General features: G+C 68.1%; 16 protein-coding genes. 5 read left to right on the top strand and 11 right to left on the bottom strand.

Annotated elements, in window-relative coordinates:
• The first annotated feature begins 2 nt into the window (after window positions 1-2).
• The gene (locus TL10_RS26130) at window positions 3-713 is read left to right on the top strand and encodes an SIMPL domain-containing protein (protein WP_043397371.1); all 711 of its coding nucleotides are present in this window, start codon (window positions 3-5) and stop codon (window positions 711-713) included.
• Here the strand turns inward: TL10_RS26130 and TL10_RS26125 are convergent.
• From TL10_RS26125 to dacB, 8 genes are all read right to left on the bottom strand, one after another.
• Window positions 710-1,162 carry a lipoprotein LppJ family protein gene (locus TL10_RS26125; protein ID WP_131630816.1) on the bottom strand — a complete coding sequence of 151 codons (453 nt, stop codon included), beginning with the start codon at window positions 1,160-1,162 and terminating at the stop codon, window positions 710-712. The genes TL10_RS26130 and TL10_RS26125 overlap by 4 nt on opposite strands.
• An 89-nt stretch (window positions 1,163-1,251) precedes the next feature.
• A complete protein-coding gene (locus TL10_RS26120; RefSeq protein WP_043987958.1) occupies window positions 1,252-3,060 on the bottom strand; it encodes an alpha/beta hydrolase in 1,809 nt (602 codons plus the stop codon).
• Between the two features lie 34 nt (window positions 3,061-3,094).
• Window positions 3,095-3,394 (bottom strand): WXG100 family type VII secretion target, encoded by a 300-nt coding sequence (locus TL10_RS30365; RefSeq protein WP_082068093.1) that lies wholly within the window; start codon window positions 3,392-3,394, stop codon window positions 3,095-3,097.
• Between the two features lie 25 nt (window positions 3,395-3,419).
• A complete protein-coding gene (locus TL10_RS26110) occupies window positions 3,420-5,636 on the bottom strand; it encodes a molybdopterin-dependent oxidoreductase (RefSeq protein WP_043987950.1) in 2,217 nt (738 codons plus the stop codon).
• 45 nt (window positions 5,637-5,681) lie between these two features.
• Window positions 5,682-6,245: a hypoxanthine phosphoribosyltransferase gene (hpt, locus tag TL10_RS26105; RefSeq protein ID WP_192830308.1), complete on the bottom strand. Its 564-nt coding sequence runs from the start codon at window positions 6,243-6,245 to the stop codon at window positions 5,682-5,684.
• Window positions 6,246-6,303: 58 nt separating this feature from the next.
• On the bottom strand, window positions 6,304-7,260 hold the full coding sequence (gene tilS / locus TL10_RS26100; protein WP_043987948.1) for a tRNA lysidine(34) synthetase TilS: 957 nt from the start codon (window positions 7,258-7,260) through the stop codon (window positions 6,304-6,306).
• Entirely contained in the window at window positions 7,239-8,288 is a 1,050-nt protein-coding gene (locus TL10_RS26095) for an Rv3626c family coenzyme F420 biosynthesis-associated protein (protein ID WP_043397474.1), read from the bottom strand. The genes tilS and TL10_RS26095 overlap by 22 nt, the downstream gene beginning before the upstream one ends.
• Entirely contained in the window at window positions 8,285-9,655 is a 1,371-nt protein-coding gene (gene dacB / locus TL10_RS26090; RefSeq protein ID WP_043397360.1) for a D-alanyl-D-alanine carboxypeptidase/D-alanyl-D-alanine endopeptidase, read from the bottom strand. Before dacB ends, TL10_RS26095 begins: the two co-directional genes overlap by 4 nt.
• A gap of 99 nt (window positions 9,656-9,754) precedes the next feature.
• Here dacB and TL10_RS26085 point away from each other — a divergent pair, with 99 nt between their 5' ends.
• On the top strand, window positions 9,755-10,243 hold the full coding sequence (locus tag TL10_RS26085) for an inorganic diphosphatase (protein WP_043397358.1): 489 nt from the start codon (window positions 9,755-9,757) through the stop codon (window positions 10,241-10,243).
• A 21-nt stretch (window positions 10,244-10,264) separates the two neighbouring features.
• Here the strand turns inward: TL10_RS26085 and TL10_RS26080 are convergent, their stop codons facing one another.
• Complete coding sequence (locus tag TL10_RS26080; RefSeq protein WP_043987947.1) at window positions 10,265-10,879, bottom strand: TetR/AcrR family transcriptional regulator; 615 nt, start codon at window positions 10,877-10,879, stop codon at window positions 10,265-10,267.
• Between the two features lie 76 nt (window positions 10,880-10,955).
• Here TL10_RS26080 and TL10_RS26075 point away from each other — a divergent pair, with 76 nt between their 5' ends.
• From TL10_RS26075 to TL10_RS26065, 3 genes are read left to right on the top strand one after another with little or no spacing between them, the layout of a single operon-like run.
• Window positions 10,956-12,371, top strand: coding sequence for an ABC1 kinase family protein (locus TL10_RS26075; protein WP_043987946.1), 1,416 nt, complete (start codon window positions 10,956-10,958; stop codon window positions 12,369-12,371).
• The gene (locus tag TL10_RS26070) at window positions 12,361-13,512 is read left to right on the top strand and encodes a cytochrome P450 (protein WP_043987945.1); all 1,152 of its coding nucleotides are present in this window, start codon (window positions 12,361-12,363) and stop codon (window positions 13,510-13,512) included. Before TL10_RS26075 ends, TL10_RS26070 begins: the two co-directional genes overlap by 11 nt.
• Window positions 13,512-14,411: an NAD-dependent epimerase/dehydratase family protein gene (locus TL10_RS26065; protein ID WP_043987944.1), complete on the top strand. Its 900-nt coding sequence runs from the start codon at window positions 13,512-13,514 to the stop codon at window positions 14,409-14,411. The genes TL10_RS26070 and TL10_RS26065 overlap by 1 nt, the downstream gene beginning before the upstream one ends.
• Here TL10_RS26065 and TL10_RS26060 read toward each other — a convergent pair.
• Together TL10_RS26060 and TL10_RS26055 are read right to left on the bottom strand one after the other, a co-directional pair.
• Entirely contained in the window at window positions 14,403-14,810 is a 408-nt protein-coding gene (locus TL10_RS26060) for a thiol-disulfide oxidoreductase DCC family protein (protein WP_313957346.1), read from the bottom strand. The genes TL10_RS26065 and TL10_RS26060 overlap by 9 nt on opposite strands.
• A gap of 35 nt (window positions 14,811-14,845) precedes the next feature.
• On the bottom strand, window positions 14,846-16,129 hold the full coding sequence (locus TL10_RS26055) for an HNH endonuclease (protein WP_043397346.1): 1,284 nt from the start codon (window positions 16,127-16,129) through the stop codon (window positions 14,846-14,848).
• Between the last annotated feature and the right edge of the window lie 127 nt (window positions 16,130-16,256).

Here is a 16,256-nt window from a genome sequence, read left to right as displayed (position 1 = left end):
CCATGCCATTCGCAACCCGACGTATCGCCGCCCTCACCCTCGCCGGACTTGCTGTCGCCGGCGCCGTCGGCGTCGCCGGCTGCGGCTCCGACGACACCAAACCGACCACCCGCGAAGTCACCGTCGTCGGCAGCGGCAAGGTGCAGGGCACGCCGGACACGCTGAACGTCACCGCCTCCATCGAGGCGACGGCGCCGGACGTCACCGCCGCAATGAACCAGACCAGCAGCCGCCAGCAGGCCGTGATCGACGCACTGGCAGGCGCCGGCATCGACAAGAAGGACATCGCCACCAAGCAGGTCGAGCTGCAGCCCGACTACCGCGACTCCGTCATCACGGGGTACCGGGCCAGCAACACCATCGACATCAAGGTCCGCAAGCTCGACACCGCATCGCAGGTGTTGGCGAAGATCGTCACTGCCGGTGGCAATTCCACCCGGATCAACAGCGTCGCCTACTCGATCGACGACGACTCGCAGCTGGTCAAGGACGCCCGCACCCGCGCCTTCAACGACGCCAAGGACCGCGCCCAGCAGTACGCCCAGCTGTCCGGGCTGAGCCTCGGCAAGGTCGTCTCGATCTCCGAGGCCACCGGCGGCACCACCCCGACGCCCATGCCGGCCCCGCGGATGGCCATGGCCGAAGCAGTGCCGCTGTCCCCCGGCCAGCAGACCGTCAACTTCTCGGTGACGGTGATCTGGGAGCTCGGTTAGCGCGTCAGTTCACCCTTGATGTCCTCGGCGGTGAACGCCGACCGATCGGTCCGGTGGTCGAACGTGTCCTGGCACTCGGTATAAACATCGATCGCCACGTGGGCGATCGGCGGCTCGGCCGGCTTGGGCGGCGGGATCACCCACACCTTCACCTTCAACCCGTCACGCTTGAACGCCATCGCATGCGTGTGATAGTTCGGATCGACATCCCAACCGTGCTGCCGCAGCCGCTCCACCACCGACTCGGCCGTCACCTCACGTGACCGATCCGCCCCGGGCATCCACAATGCCAGGTGCGCATGACCCTGGAACGGCGGCTTCCCGTTGAATCCACAAGAGTCATAACCGAATTGGGCTTTGGTCACCTCACCGCCGAGGTCGGACACCATCTGCCGCGACACGTCGATGGCCTGCCGACGCGTCTCCTCGGGAGAAACTGAATTCCACACGGGACTAGAACACCCCACCAACGTCAGCAGCACTGTCCACAGCGCTGCAAATCGAATACTCAACTGTCCCAACCCCCGTCATCTCTGCCTCATCCCTGATGGTGGTGCTCATTGTTGGAGCGGTGCACCAACTCCGGATCGATCACCACCGACGGCGGCCCCACCGGAATAGGGAACGGCAGACTCGGCGTCTTCACCCGATGATCAGCGGTCATCCCGTGCTGCTGCAGTTGGTCGCCGTGACCGGACACGATATCGGCGATGCTGTACAGCGATTCCGACCCCTCGACGAAATACGAGGTGTGCTCGTCGAGCGGATTGATGCCGATCTTGGCCACCTCGGCATGAAATCGCGTCGAGCCGTAGCCGTCCATCGCCGGGTCGTTGCCCAGGCCGACACCCGGAATGTTCATGTGCTCGCGGCCCAGGCCCGTGACGAAATCGGTCGACGCCGAGCCCACGTACAGGTGCCCGTCGGGCGGTAGGTGGAAGTCGGCAGCCGAGCGCGCCAAATCAGTTCCCGGGCAACCCACCAGCACGATGTCGTCGGCGCGCATCCCGTAGCCGGCGGCGGCATCGGCGACCGTCGTCGAGCCGTAGGAATGACCGATCACAGTGGTGTGCGCGGGGCTTCCCTCATGGGTGACCGCCAGCCCATTGACGTCGGGAGCCAGCAGCTGGGCACCGGCACGCGCCATGAACGGCTCACTGACGCCGATGGCATTGGTGTCCAGGTCGAGGTCGATGTCTGGCGCGTTGTAACCCATCCACTGCACGACCGCGGTCGAATTGTTCGGATCCGCCAGATTCGCCTCGTTGAACACGTTGACCCCGGTGCCATCGGACAACGTCCCGCCCGCCACCGATGTCGTCAGGCCCGACACCATGACGGTGGTGTTCGCGGCCTTGTCCGGATTGCCGATCGCGATGGCGGCGGCGCCCTCGCCGTCGAACGCCTCCGGGTCGTACTTCATCAGCAGAATCTCGGGCGTCTGCTCATTGGGGTAATGCGCGGTCGCGGCATCCTTGTCCAGGGCCTCTTGAACCTTGAGGGCATTGTTGTACCGGGTCATCATCTGACCGGCCATGCCGTACTTCTCGGGGTGCGCCAGCACTTCCTCTTTGGTCACCCCGCGGGCCGCCGCCACCTGCGCGGGACGGTCGAGATCCTGTTGCAGGATGGTCTTGTTCGCAGTGCTACGGTCAGCGACCGGAATCCCGTTGAGGTTGCCCAGCTTGTCCGGCCAATGCTGCAGGTAATAGTCCTTCTTGTCCTGCGGCAACGACTGCCACCACTTGTCGACCTCCTCCGCGCTCTTGCCCACGGGGATCTCGGCGCCGGTGTCGTAGGGCACATCCTGTGGAAGATCGCCGATCCCCCGTGCTCGCGGGGTGTCTCCCAGACCCGCCACCGCGCGGCGCAGGTTCCGGTCGAGTTCCCGGTCGGTGGTGTCGAACTCCGCCAACCGCGTCTTGAGGTCCACGGAATTGGCCGCGGCCAGCTGCAACACCTGCATCGCGGCAACCGGGCTCATCCTGGCGAACTGGTCGAGCGGACCTCCGGGCCGCGCCGACACGGAGCCGTCCGGCGACACCTGCCAACCCTGGCTCTGCAACTTCGAGACGGCACCGAGCAGGCCGGTCCGGGTCTGTCCGAGCCGGCCGCCACCGTCACGCAACACCGGTTGCGCCCGGCTCAACGCATCGTGCACCTGTTGCATCCTCGCCAGTGTCGGTTCGGCTTTCGCGGCCGCGGCGTCCGATGCGGTGCCTTGCCACCGCGTCCGCAACCCCGCGAGCGTGGCGCGCTGGGTGTCGATCTGCGTGGCCAAACCCGAAGCCTGCTGACCGAGCTCGCCGGCCGCTTCGGTCAGGGCCGCGGGGCGAGAGGCTTTCACCTGGGGAATGGTCACCGGCATGACACCGGACCCGTCACCGGATGAGCCTGCTGATGCGCTGACCGCCTCGCTCGTCGCCCTGCTGATAGAGATCGGCGGCGCGCAGCAGTTTCTCCGAATGGACGGTCAACTCGTCGCCGACAGTTCCGAGTGCCGTGTCAACGACACTGCCGACGAACTCGCACCCACCCGCGCTGGCCAAGCCGGACACCCCGGTCCCCGCACCGGCCATCGACGTCCCGACACCCAGGCCCGAGACAGCCGCACCGACATCGGTCTGCGCCCGCGCGGCATCGCGTAGCGCGTCCGGGTCGACACGCAAAGTTCCCCCCATACAAGCAATTTACCCGCGTCGGTACTCAGCCAGCTGCAGAAATTTCCACCGGAATCCCGTTCAGCACGGCGGTACCCGACAGCCGGTCCAGGTGCGTGCCGTCGTTGAGCTGGTTGACGTTGACCCCGGGATGGCTGCTCGCAAGCCGCTGACCGGTGCCGCCGCGATTGTGGCCCCAGCCGTGCGGCAGCGACACCACGCCGCGCCGCATCACGTCGGTCACCTCGATCGGGGCGAGCAGTTCGCCGCCCGGCCCCTTGATGATCGCGATGTCGGTGAGGCCCAGATCGGCGGCATCGTCGGGGTGGATTTGCAGGGTGCACCGGTTGGACCCGCCGGACAGCGCGGGCAGGTTGTGCATCCAGCTGTTGTTGGAGCGCAGGTGCCGACGGCCGATCAGCAGGAAGCCACCGGCCGAGCGGCTCAGCGCGTCACGGAGCCGTGCCACGTCGGCGACGACGGGCTCGGGCGCGAGTTCGATTCGGCCGCTTGGGGTTCGCAGCACCTCGGGAATGCGCGGCCGCAGCGGCCCCAGGTCGATGCCGTGCGGGTTGGCTTTGAGCTTCTCGAGCGTGAGCCCGTCGGGCCTGGTGCCGAACCCGTCGCCGTAGGGCCCGAGCCGCAGCATCATGTCGAGCCGGCGTTCGTAGCCGGGACCGGTCCCGAGCATCGCGGTCAGTTCGTCGACGTCCCGTCCGGCGACCGGAGAATCAGGGTCGGACACCTCTTTGGTCAGCGTCATCGCGATCACCTGGGCGTCGACCAGGACGGGATCTGCTTGTACCCCAATGCCGTACAGCACCAGCGCGACGCGCGACAGGATCTCCGCCTCGTCCGGCCGGTCCGCGAGGGGCAGCACGGGCGGTGAGTAGCGCACGTTGTTGCGCACCGCGAGGTTGTTGAGCGCGAAGTCGAAATGCGGGCTCTGTGCGGGCGGAGGCGGCGGCAGGATGACGTCGGCGTGCCGCGTCGTCTCATTGAGATAGGGGTCGACCGACAGCATGAATTCGACACTGGCCAAAGCCTTGTCGAGCCGGTCACCGTCAGGCGCCGACAGCACCGGGTTCCCGGCGATGGTGATCATCGCCTTGATCTGCCCGTCGCCCGCGGTGTCGATCTCCTCGGCGAGGGCGGCGGCCGGCAACTCGGACAGCACCTCGGGGTAGCCGGAGACCCGGCTGGCCCACCGTCCCGTCCGGAACCCGCGACCGGGCTTGGGTGGCCGCGGCGCCGCGGCCGCCGCACCGAGCGGGAACATCACCCCGCCCGGCCGGTCCAGATTGCCGGTGAGCACGTTGATCACGTCGACCAGCCAGCTGCCGATCGTGCCGAACTCGACGGTGGACGTACCGATCCGGCCGTACACGGCCGCCGTCGGCGCTGCCGCGAGCTCACGGGCCAGCTCACGAATCTCGTCGGCACCGACCCCGCAGGCCTGCTCGACGGCTTCCGGCGCGAAGTCGGCGGCCAGCGCCCGGACCTGCTCGATGCCGACGACGTGCTCGGCGATGCCACCCAGGTCGACCAGGTCCTCGTCGAACAGCACATGTACGACGGCGAGCAGCAGCGCCGCGTCGGTTCCCGGGCGCGGGGCGAGATGGCGGTCGGCGAGCTTGGCGGTCTGGGTGCGGGCCGGGTCGATGACGACGAGCTTGCCGCCGCGCTTCTTCAGCGCCCGCAGCTTGCCGGGGAAGTCGGCGGCGGTGGTCACGCTGCCGTTGGACACTAGCGGATTGGCGCCGATGATCACCAGATAGTCGGTGCGGTCCAGGTCCGGCACGGTGAACGCGATGGGGCTGCCGTACATCAGGCCCAGCGCAACATGTTTCGGCATCTGGTCGAGGGTGCTGGCGCTGAACACCTGACGGGTGCCCAAACCTTTGAGGATCAGCGGCGCGTACAGGGCTCCCGCGACGGTGTGCGCGTTCGGATTGCCGAGGTACACCCCGACCGCCGCCCCGCCGTGCGCGGCGATCACCGCGCCGAGCCGTTCGGCGACGACGGCGTAGGCCTCGTCCCAGGTGGCCTCCGTCAGCACGCCGTCCCGGCGCACCAGCGGGCGCGTCAGCCGGTCGGGGTCGTTGTCGAGCTCACCGAAGCTGGCCCCCTTGGGGCAGATGAATCCTGCGCTGAAGACGTCGTCGTGATCACCCCGCGCGCCGGTGATGCGGCCGTCGTCGATGGTGAGGGTCAGGCCGCAGGTGGCTTCACAGAAGGGGCAGATCCGAAGCGCAGTGTCCATGCACGCGATTCTGCTCCCGGCCCCAGCCTTTTGTAAGCCTCCAGCTTAGTGCTGTTCGTACACCTTCGGATCGAGCGTGCCGATGTAGGGCAGGTCGCGGTAGCGCTCGTCGTAGTCCAGGCCGTAACCGACGACGAACTCGTCGGGGATGTCGAACCCGATGTGCGCGACGTCGATGTCGGCGCGCATGGCGTCGGGCTTACGCAGCAGCGTGCACACCCGCAGCGAGCGCGGGCCGCGAGTCGCCAGGTTGCGCAGCAGCCACGACAGGGTGAGGCCGGAGTCGATGATGTCCTCGACGATCAGCACGTCGCGGCCGCTGATGTCGCGGTCAAGGTCCTTGAGGATGCGCACCACGCCCGACGACGAGGTCGACGATCCGTACGAGCTGACGGCCATGAACTCGAGCTGAGTCGGCAGCGGGATCGCGCGGGCCAGGTCGGTGACGAACATGACCGCACCTTTGAGCACGGTGATCAGCAGCAGATCCTGGTCGCCGGAGTCGGCTCGGTAGTCCTCGGCGATCAGCGCGGCCATCTCGCCGATGCGCGCCTGAACCTGCTCCTGAGACAGGAGAACTGACTTGATGTCACCCGGATACAGCTCCACGGCAACAGCGTGCCATGCCGCCTGGCCCAGCACCAAGACCGTCCCGCTCGACGGTCGCTCACACAGGTCGGGCAGCGACTGTGAGCAGTCCGGCGTGACGGCTGACCACGAGGCGCTGATACCGCAAAGGCGAGGTCACCGCCGCCCCGCCCTGCCCGTGCCAGTCGCCGACCAGCGCGTCGACGGCGCGCAGTTGCACGTCGGTGAGCGCCGTCGCCCCGACGCCCAGCAGCCAGCCGCGGATCACCCGGCGGCGCAGCGCGGCGGGGAGATCTTCGAGCCCGGCGACCGTCAGGCCGTCGCCGGTGCGCAGGGCCGCCAGGTGGCCGGCAGCCAGGGCGTCGAGGGCGTCGTTGTCCTCTCGCAAGGCGGCGGCGGTGCGGGCCAGGGCCGGCGCGACGCCGCCCGCCAGCACGTCCTCCAGCAGCGGCAGCACTTCGGTGCGCAGGCGGACCCGGGTGTAGCGCGGGTCGGTGTTGTGCGGGTCCTGCCATGGCGTCAGCCCGAGCTCGGCGCAGGCCGCCACAGTGTCGGCGCGCCGCACCTCCAGCAGGGGACGTCCCCACGGCGGGTCCCAAACCTGCATGCCGGCAATGGATCTCGGACCCGAACCCCGACCCAGCCCGAGCAGTACGGTCTCGGCCTGATCATCGAGAGTGTGCGCGAGCAGCACCGGCGCGCCGTTCCGCGCAGCATCCAGTGCGTCGTACCGCGCGGTGCGGGCCGCGGCCTCCGGGCCACCGTCGGTGCCCACGTGCACGGAAATCACCTGGGCATCAACACAACCCAACTGCCTGGCTCGAGCGGCCGCAGTGGCTGCCACCTCGGCCGATCCAGGTTGCAGACCGTGGTCGACGATCAAGGCGGTGGTCGGCTTGAGGGCGGCGGCGACCGCGGTCAGCGCCAGCGAGTCGGCACCACCGGAAAGCCCGACGCACCACCGGTCGGCCGGATGCCGGCGCGCGAACGCCGTGACCGCAGGGCGCAGTCGACTCAGAGCACTCGATCGATCCATCGCCGCGGCTCGTCGATTTCGGTTGGCAGCGGCAGGGTTTCGGCGTCGGTCCAGATCGCGTTGAACCGCTTCATACCGACGGTCGACACCACCTCGTCGACGAACTTCTTGCCGCGGGTGTACTGGGCGATCTTGGCGTCGACCCCCAGCAGGGCACGGACGATCCGTTGCAGCGGAGATTGCTTGCGATGGCGGCGCTCGTCGAACCGGCTGCGGATGGCGGCCACCGACGGCACCACCGCCGGACCGACGGCATCCATCACATGGTCGGCATGACCTTCCAGCAGTGTCCCCAGCACCAGCAGTTGATCGAGCGCACGCTGCTGCTCATCGGACTGCATGATGCGCATGACACCAAGGATGCCTTGCGAATTCGGGTCGGACTCGCCGCCCCGCTGGGTCCGCACATACTCGGCCAACCGGCCGGCGATGTCACCGGCTTCCAGACCGGAGTCGTCGGTCAGCACTGCCAGCGCCTGCGACATGTGCTCGGTGAGCCACGGGTTGGCGCGGAACTGCACGCGGTGCGTCACCTCGTGCAGACACACCCAGAGCCGGAAGTCAGCGGGGTCGACCTTCAATTGTCGTTCTGCGGCAAGCACATTCGGGGCGACCAGCAACAGCTTCCCGCCATTGGCGGCAAAGGGGTCGTACTGCCCGAGGATGCCCGACGATACGAACGCCAGCACCGCGCCCGTCTGCGCGCCGGTGACCCGGCCCGCCAGCATCGCGGCAAGGCCTGTGGCACTTGATGTTTCGCCGCCCGTCATGACCCGCATGGATTCGGTGGCGGCACGGACCCAATCCTGGCGGTCTACGACGCGGGCTTCGGGCACCTCGGCACCCTCGTTGAGCAGCGTCACCTCCCGCACCGGGAGCTCGGCCCGGCGCGCGGAATCGGCGAGCTGCTCACGCACCTGATTGCGGGTGTAGTCGGTGGTCGCCGGTTCCGGGCGGGTCAGCTTGGCCCCGACCGTGGCGGCGAAGCCCCAGTCGACGGCGCGGCCGACGGTCGGCGTCCGGCTCACGAGCCGCACCCGCAGGGCCGCAACGCCGCGGCCAGGGCGTCGAGCGCGGTACGTCCCTCCGGACCGGCGTTGTTCGAGATCAGCGCGAAGGTCAGGACCCGTCCGCTCTGGTCGGTGACGATGCCCGCCAGCGCATTGGTCCCGGTCAGCGAGCCGGTCTTGGCCCGCAGATATCCGGCAGACGGAGTGTCGACGTAGCGGTTCCACAGCGTGCCGCTGCCGCCGGCGATCGGCAGCACGTCGAGCAGCGGCCGTAGCCGGGGCTCGCTGTTGCCCGCCGCGGCGTTGACGACGTCGTCCAGGACGGCTGCGGTGAGCCGGTCGTTGACCGACAGGCCGCTGGCGTCGAACAGCGTCGCACCCGAAGTGGTCAGTCCCGCTTTCGACAACTGGCCGAGGACGGCACGTACGCCGCCGTCGAAACTCTCCGGCTGGTTCACCGCGGCGGCGACCTCACGGCCGATCGACTCGGCCATCACGTTGTCCGACGCCCACATCATCTCGCGCAGCCGCTCGATCAGCGGCGGGGACTGCACCGCGCCGATCTGCTGGCCGGCAGCCGGTGTGGTGCGGACCGTCACGTTGGCGGGGTCGACCCGCAGCGCCGCGGCCAGGGCGCGGCCGGCGTCAAGGGCCGGGGTGGTCGACCGTTTGGACTCCACGGTCGTGGGCTGGACGCGACCGGCGTCGACCATCACCGACTGGATCGGGGCCCAGTCGCCGCCCTCGATGTCGGCGACGTCCCAGCCCGGCGCCATCGTCGGGCCGGAGTAGAGGCTGACGTCGACCTGAACGGCGGTGGGGGTGACGCCCGCCTTGCGGACCTGGTCAGCCAGGTCAGAAATACGGGCCGCATCGCCGTACCAGGTGTCGGTGCCAGGCGGCGCCGCGGACAGCGTCGGGTCGCCGCCGCCCTTGAGCACCACCACGCCCGGGGTGTCACCCGACACGACCGTCGTGGTCAGCCGGGCGTTGCGATCGAGGGTGAGCAGCGCCGCGGCTGCCGTCAGCGTCTTGTTGGTGGACGCGGGCTGCAGGGGAATGTTCGCGCCTTGCGCCCACAGCTGCGTCCCGGTCAGGGCATCGGTGATCCGGCCGCCCAGCATGCCGAGATTCGGGTTGGCCGCCAGCGGCGCCAGCACGGCCGCCAGCTGCGCGGGCACCGGTTGCGCCGCGGCGTCGGAGACCGGCTGCACCCCAGGTTGGGCCGTGACAAGCGCAGGTTGCGGCTTGACGTTCGAGCCGGCCGCCGGGACGGCCTCATGCCGCGTCATCACCGCGGCCGCCGCCACCAGCGCGGCAACCAGCACCAGAACTGCCACACCGATCACCAAGTGGGTCGATCGGCGCCACCGGGTGGGCCGCATGCTGCTCCTGAACTGCTCCGTGTAGTCGGATGTCACTGAGCAGGGTATCGCTCGTCTAAGGTGTACCCGGTTATCAGCACAGAGCTAAGGAGCCTCCCGGTGGAGCACGAAGTCGTCATCGAGATCCCCAAGGGTTCGCGCAACAAGTACGAAGTGGACCACGAGACCGGCCGAGTGAAGCTCGACCGCTACCTGTTCACCCCCATGGGCTACCCCACCGACTACGGGTTCTTCGAGAACACCCTCGGCGAGGACGGCGACCCGCTGGACGCGCTGGTGCTGCTCACCGAGTCGGTCTTCCCGGGCTGCATCGTCGACGCCCGCCCGGTCGCCATGTTCAAGATGACCGACGAGGCCGGCGGCGACGACAAGCTGCTGTGCGTGCCCGCCGGCGACCCGCGCTGGGACCACATCCAGGACCTGGGCGACATCTCGCAGTTCGAGCTGGACGCCATCAAGCACTTCTTCGTGCACTACAAGGACCTGGAGCCCGGCAAGTTCGTCAAGGCCGCCGACTGGGTCGGTCGTAAAGAGGCCGAAGAAGAGCTGGCCCGCTCGATCGCCCGGTTCGAGACCGAAGAGCACTGAGCTGCTCGCTGCTGAAGAGCACTAAGCAGTTCGGGCCGCTTCGATCCGGCCCGCCAGCATCGCGGTCCAGTCCGCGATGTACTCCTCATCCGGGGTGTCCGCCTGCGGGGCAAGAAAGACGACGCGCGTCGCCTGCTTGCCCAGCAGTGCGTTGACCCCGACCACTGCGATCCGCCTGGCCTCGACCTGTTCGAGGCCGGGCGCGCAGCCCCCGATCCAGTCGGCCAGTTCGCTGTACAGGCCGTCGACCAGGGCGGCATAGGCGGCGTTCAGCCGGTCCGACTGGTCCGCCGGAGTGCGAGCCGCGACCTGCAGGAACTGGCTTTCCTGGTTCAGCACACTGAGCACATACCGGCCGAGCAGCGTGAGTTCCGTCCGCAGCTCCCCCTCACCGGCGAACAGCGCGCTGATGTCGTGCATCGCCCGCCGCCGGTCCAGCTGCCGGTCGATGCCTGCCGCCAGCAGGGCCTCTTTGGTCTTGAAGTGGTTGTACAGCGCGCCGCAGCCGGGCACCAGGCCGGCGGCTTTCTCGATCGCAGTGATGCTGGTGGCCTTGTAGCCCTGCTCGCTGAACAACCGCATGGCCTCGGTGACCAGACGTTCCCTGGTCCGTTCCTTGGTCGAGGTTTCCACCATTGACTCCCACCATTGACTGCATATAAGAAGGGTCATATATTTCGTACTAGGTCACCATACAACGCTTGGAGGCGCAATGGCCGGAAATGTGCCGCGCGGACGTATCCGCCGCACCATGCCGGTCGCCGGCTTCACCGCCCGCGCCGCGGGTGGGCGGATGGTCGCGGCGCTGCAGGAGAGGGCCGGCAACACCGGCGCGGTCGAACGGTTCCACGAGCGCACCGCAGAGCAGTACGCCGAACTCCTCGGCCACTCCAAAGGCGTGTTGATGAAGGCCGGCCAGCTGATGTCCATGGTCGACGCCAATGCGATTGGCGCCGGCGAACTCTCGCCGTACCAGCGGGCCCTGACCCGGCTGCAGGCCGATGCACCGCCGATGGATTCGGCCCTGGCCCGGCGCATCGTCGAGGACGACCTGGGCCGCCCGATCTCCGCGGTGTTCGCGTCGTTCTCCGACGAACCGATGGCGGCCGCATCCATCGGACAGGTCCACCGGGCCGTCCTGCACGACGGCCGTGACGTCGCGGTGAAGATTCAGTACCCCGGTGTGGCGCAAGCGATTCGCGACGATCTGTCGAACACCGAGCTGCTGGCGACCATGTTTCGATTCGCGGCCGGCGCGGCCAGCACGCTCGGCGCGATCCTGCCCGACGTCGCCCCGATTGCCGCCGAGATATCCGAACGCATCTCCGAGGAGATCGACTACCGCCGGGAAGCCACCCATATCACCGCGTTCAGCGAGCTCTGGCGGGATCACCCGTACGTTCGCGTGCCCGAACTGATCGGCGAGGCATCCGGCGACCGCGTCCTGACCATGACGTACCTCGACGGATTGAACTGGGGCGCAGCGCAAGACGCCGACCAGAACACCAAGGACACGTGGTCCGAAGTGATCGCGCGGTTCGTCACCGGCTCCTACCGGCACGGCCATCTGTTCCACGCCGACCCGCACCCGGGCAACTACCGATTCGGCCGCGACGGCACCGTCGGATTCGTCGACTTCGGTTGCGCGAAGGTCCTTCCCGAAGATCAGCGCCGGCGCATCGTGAACCTGATGCGCTGCGCGGTCGAAGGGCGCCGCGACGACCTGCGGTCGAGCATGGTCGAAAGTGATTTCTTCGCAACCGATTCGGTACTGACCGCCGACGATGCCTATCGCTGGTGGGAGGGCATCATCTACGAGATCCTGGCGCCGCAGCCGGTGACCTACACCGACGAGGCATCGCGGCGCGCCATCGCCTCGATGCTGGACGTCCGCGAGGCCGACCACCCCATGCGGCACATCAGAGTGCCCGCCGATTTCGTGTTCTTCTCGCGCCTGAACCTGTCGATGAATGCGATTTTCACCGCACTGAACGCCACCTTCCACGCCCGCGGGATGCTGGACGAAATGGACGGCGTCGCAGCGCCCGTCACCGATCTGGGCCTCGAACACGAGGCGTGGGTCAAGCGCCGCGGACTGCCGCACGGGACGGACGATCATGTCGCCTGACGACGTCGCAGCGGCCCGGCTGCCCTGGGACGCCGCTGACCCCTATCCCTTCTACGAGGCCCGCCGGTGCGACGGTGATGTCGTATGGGACAACGTCGCCCAAGGTTGGCTGGTGCTCGGCTACGACGCGGCCCGACAGGTGCTCGGCGGGTCCGGCTGGACCAGCGATCCGCTGGCCAACCCCGTGGCGCGCGCATCGATGACGATGATGGCACCGGAATTCACCAAGGCTTCAATGCTTTTCACCGACGGCGCCGATCACGACCGGCTGCGCGGCGCGGTCCGGGACGCGTTCACGCGCAGCACGGTGGCCGGATTGACCGAGGGTGTGGAGACGATCGCCGCCGAGGTCATCGCGCAGGCGCCCACCGGCGAGCCGTTTGATTTCATGTCGCAGATCGCCCTGCCCCTACCGATCGCGGTGGTCGGCGAATGGCTCGCGCTCGATCCGGCGCATGCGGCGTCTCTGCGTGAACTGTCGCCGTCGATCATCCGGATGCTCGGCACCCTGGCCGATCCCGTGGAGGTGGCAGAGGGGTTCGGCGCGGCCGCCGCGTTGATGGCGGAGTTCCTGCCACTCGCCGCCGACCGCCGGGCGCATCCCGGCGACGACCTGTTCAGCTTCATCGCCACCGATCCCGAGCTGTCCCTCGAGGACGTCGTGGTGACGGCCATCCTGATCGCGGTCGCCGGACACGAGACCACGGCGAATCTCCTTGGCGCGGGGCTTATTCGGCTGGCGGATGAACGGGTCGACACCGTGGACGGGGCGGTCATCACCGAACTGCTGCGGCTCGACGGTCCCGTGCAGTCGACGGTGCGTACCGCCACCGAGGACCACCAGCTGGGCGGCGTCGATATCGCAGCCGGAGACAGCGTCGTCGTCGTGGTGGCGGCCGCCAATCGTGACCCGGCGGTGTTCGAGGAGCCCGGCCGCTTCCGCGTGGACCGCACCGGCCCAGCGCCCGTGGCCTTCGGATACGGAGCGCACTACTGCCTGGGTTCCGCCCTGGCCCAACTGGAATTGACCGTGGCGCTGCGGGAAGTCGTTGCCCGCCAACCTGATGTGAGCGGGGCCGCTACCTGGCGGGATACGCCGGCCGTCCGCGGGCCCCAGACGTTGCCGGTGGTGTTCCGCTGATGCGGGTGTTCGTGACCGGAGGCACCGGTGCCATCGGCACCCATACCGTCCCCGCACTGGTCGCTGCCGGCCACTCCGTCACCGCTCTGGCCCGCGGCGATGCCAAGGCCGCAGTGTTGCGGAGCCAAGGCGCCGAACCGGTTTCGGTGTCGCTGTTCGACCGCCGCGGATTGGCCGGCGCATTCGGCGGCCACGATGCGGTGGTCAACCTGGCATCAGCGCTCCCTTCGACGACGGCGTTCATCCGCAAATCGGCGTGGGCAGAATGCGAACGGGTGCGTTCGGCGGGCTCCGCCACCGTGGTCGACGCCGCGCGAGATGCGGGTGTACAGAGGCTGATTCAAGAATCTGTCGTGATGATCTACCGCGACGGCGGAAGCGACTGGGTCGACGAAGACCAGCCCGTCGACCACTACCCCATCACGCGTGGCAACCACGCCGCTGAAGCCAGCGCGCGACGGTTCGGCGAGCAATCGACGATCCTTCGGTTCGGGGTGTTCTACGGTCCGCACGCCGCGCACAGTGAACAGATCCTCGAGATGGCCAAGTGGCACATCGGGTTTGTCCCGGGCCGAAGCAGTACCTACATCTCGTCGATCCACGTCGCGGATGCGGCGAATGCCGTCGTCGCTGCGCTCGCGGTCCCCGGTGGCACGTACAACATCGTCGACGACACTCCGCTGACCAAACGCGAATATGCGGACGCCTGCGCTGCAGCCGTCGGGCGCCGCATCTGGATCAGTGGGCCGGGACGAGTTGGACTTCTGCTCGGTGACCGGCTTACGTCCATAACGCGATCACTTCGCGTGAGCAACAAGCGCTTTCGTGATGTTTCGGGCTGGCGGCCCCGGTACCCCAGCGCCGCCGAGGGGTACCGCGCGATGGCGCAGCTAGGCTGAAACACACTCCGACGGTGCGGATTCGCACCACGGCGTGACGCCACGGAAGTGGTAACGATGCGTGGCGATCCAACGGTAGACACGCTCCTGGAGCGCACCGACTCCCGGAATGGCGTAAACCCACAACGGCAACCGAGTGCCCAGGGCTGCGGACAGCGCCGCGTTGGCCGCCTTCGCACCGCCGAACACGTCACCGGACGAATCCAGCCACCACACCGATTCCATGAGATGTTCCGGTGCCACACCGAGTCGCTCGGCGGTGCCGGGCTTCTGCAGTGGTTCGGTGCGGACCCGACCGGTGCGATTCATCCGCAGCAGCGCGTTACGCGCGCGGGTACACATCCCACACTTGCCGTCGAAGAACAGCACACCGTCCATGACTTCATCATGCGCCGCCACGCGCAATCCGTTGCCGTGAGTCGCCACACATTTGGCTAGTCACGCAGAACCCGCGGACGCGATCCCTTGTCGATGATCGCGAGGTGGACCCGGCGGGTCAGGATCTGCAATCCGCTCGGCATCGGCGGCGCGGTCGAGGTATAGACCGCGCCGGTCGGCGTGGTGAGCTCTGTCGTGTGGCGGCCGTACCGGTCATAGCTGGCACGGGAGTGCCAGCCGGGTTCTTCTTTGACGTAATTGCAGTGCTCGCACAGGCCCTGGCCGTTATGGCCGGCGGTAGGTCCGTGGTGCGCATGCGGGGTGATGTGGTCGAGATGCCGGACCGGAGCGTTGCAGTACGGAGTGCGGCAGGTTTGGTCGCGGGTGGCGATGAACCGGGCGAGACCTTTGGGGAAGGTCCGGGACTTCGATTCCATCGCGACCAGATTGCCGGTGGCGGGTTGGGCGTACAGCCGCCGCAGGGATGCCTCGGACTGCTCGTCGAGGACGGCACGTTCGATGAGTTGGCGGGCCAGGGGTGCCGGGATCGGGCCATAGCCGGGCAACTCCGCCGGTTCGGAGCCACCGGCGAGCAAGGTCTCGTCGGACAGCACCAGGTTGACCGCCACCGGGGTCGGCGATGCCGCCGCACGGCCGGTGACGCGTTCGACGACGGTGTCGGCCATGATCTGGCTGCGGGTCCGCCCATCGGCGCTGCCATCGCGTGCGGCCTCGCCGGCAGCGGCCTTCAACGCCCCGTGCGTCTCGTAGGCCTCGACCACCGGCAGCAGCACCGTCAGGTACGCCATCGCGTCGGGTGCGGGTCGGACGGTCACCCGGCGCCCGCTCAGGGCTTGCCGAATCTTGTCCAGCACGGCTTCGTGGTCGAGCCGATACGCGATGCGCTTGGCCCGAGCCGTGATCTTCTTGTCGCCGAGGCCTTCGAGCTCCCGGGGATCGGCGCACATCTGGGCATCCAGCTCCGCCCGATCAGCCGTCGACAGGCAGGCCGCTTCGCGGCAGATCAGCCCGGCCCGCCACTCCGGCAGCGCCCCGGATTCGAGTGCGGCCAGGGTGTGCGGCATGTCCGTGGACAGCATTCGGGCCGTGGCCAGATACTGCTTGCCCTGGTGCGGCGACTGACGCCGGGCCAGCCCGATCTCGGTACCCAGGCCTCGCCGCGAAGCCCCACCGCCGGCCTGCCGGACCGCGTCCCATGCCGCGGTCACCCGCACCTGCTGCGCGGCCACCAGTCCTTTGAGCCGTTCGAGTTCAACGAGCTGATCCCGCAGAGCCGCCTCACCGGCGTCGGGATCGATCGCCGCCAATACTTCGAACACATGTACTGCTTATCTGCTTAAGTGGACCCGGTGGCTAGAATTCGCCAAAGGTGTTGCTAGGCAACAACTCTTGATCGATCTCCGGTAGGCGTTCAATGTCATGCAGTGGGGCGTCGGTTCCACCGAT

The sequence above is a fragment of the Mycolicibacterium llatzerense genome (assembly GCF_000878195.1).
Classification (GTDB): domain Bacteria; phylum Actinomycetota; class Actinomycetes; order Mycobacteriales; family Mycobacteriaceae; genus Mycobacterium; species Mycobacterium llatzerense.
This window is presented reverse-complemented; position numbering and strand designations above follow the sequence as displayed.

Excerpts from the sequence above, each read along its gene's own strand:
- TL10_RS26130 (WP_043397371.1), top strand. The coding sequence starts at position 3 with ATGCCATTCGCAACCCGACGTATCGCCGCCCTCACCCTCGCCGGACTT.
- TL10_RS26080 (WP_043987947.1), bottom strand. The coding sequence starts at position 10,879 with ATGGTGGAAACCTCGACCAAGGAACGGACCAGGGAACGTCTGGTCACC.
- TL10_RS26110 (WP_043987950.1), bottom strand. The coding sequence starts at position 5,636 with ATGGACACTGCGCTTCGGATCTGCCCCTTCTGTGAAGCCACCTGCGGC.
- TL10_RS26075 (WP_043987946.1), top strand. The coding sequence starts at position 10,956 with ATGGCCGGAAATGTGCCGCGCGGACGTATCCGCCGCACCATGCCGGTC.
- dacB (WP_043397360.1), bottom strand. The coding sequence starts at position 9,655 with ATGCGGCCCACCCGGTGGCGCCGATCGACCCACTTGGTGATCGGTGTG.
- TL10_RS26065 (WP_043987944.1), top strand. The coding sequence starts at position 13,512 with ATGCGGGTGTTCGTGACCGGAGGCACCGGTGCCATCGGCACCCATACC.
- TL10_RS26070 (WP_043987945.1), top strand. The coding sequence starts at position 12,361 with ATGTCGCCTGACGACGTCGCAGCGGCCCGGCTGCCCTGGGACGCCGCT.
- tilS (WP_043987948.1), bottom strand. The coding sequence starts at position 7,260 with ATGGATCGATCGAGTGCTCTGAGTCGACTGCGCCCTGCGGTCACGGCG.
- TL10_RS30365 (WP_082068093.1), bottom strand. The coding sequence starts at position 3,394 with ATGGGGGGAACTTTGCGTGTCGACCCGGACGCGCTACGCGATGCCGCG.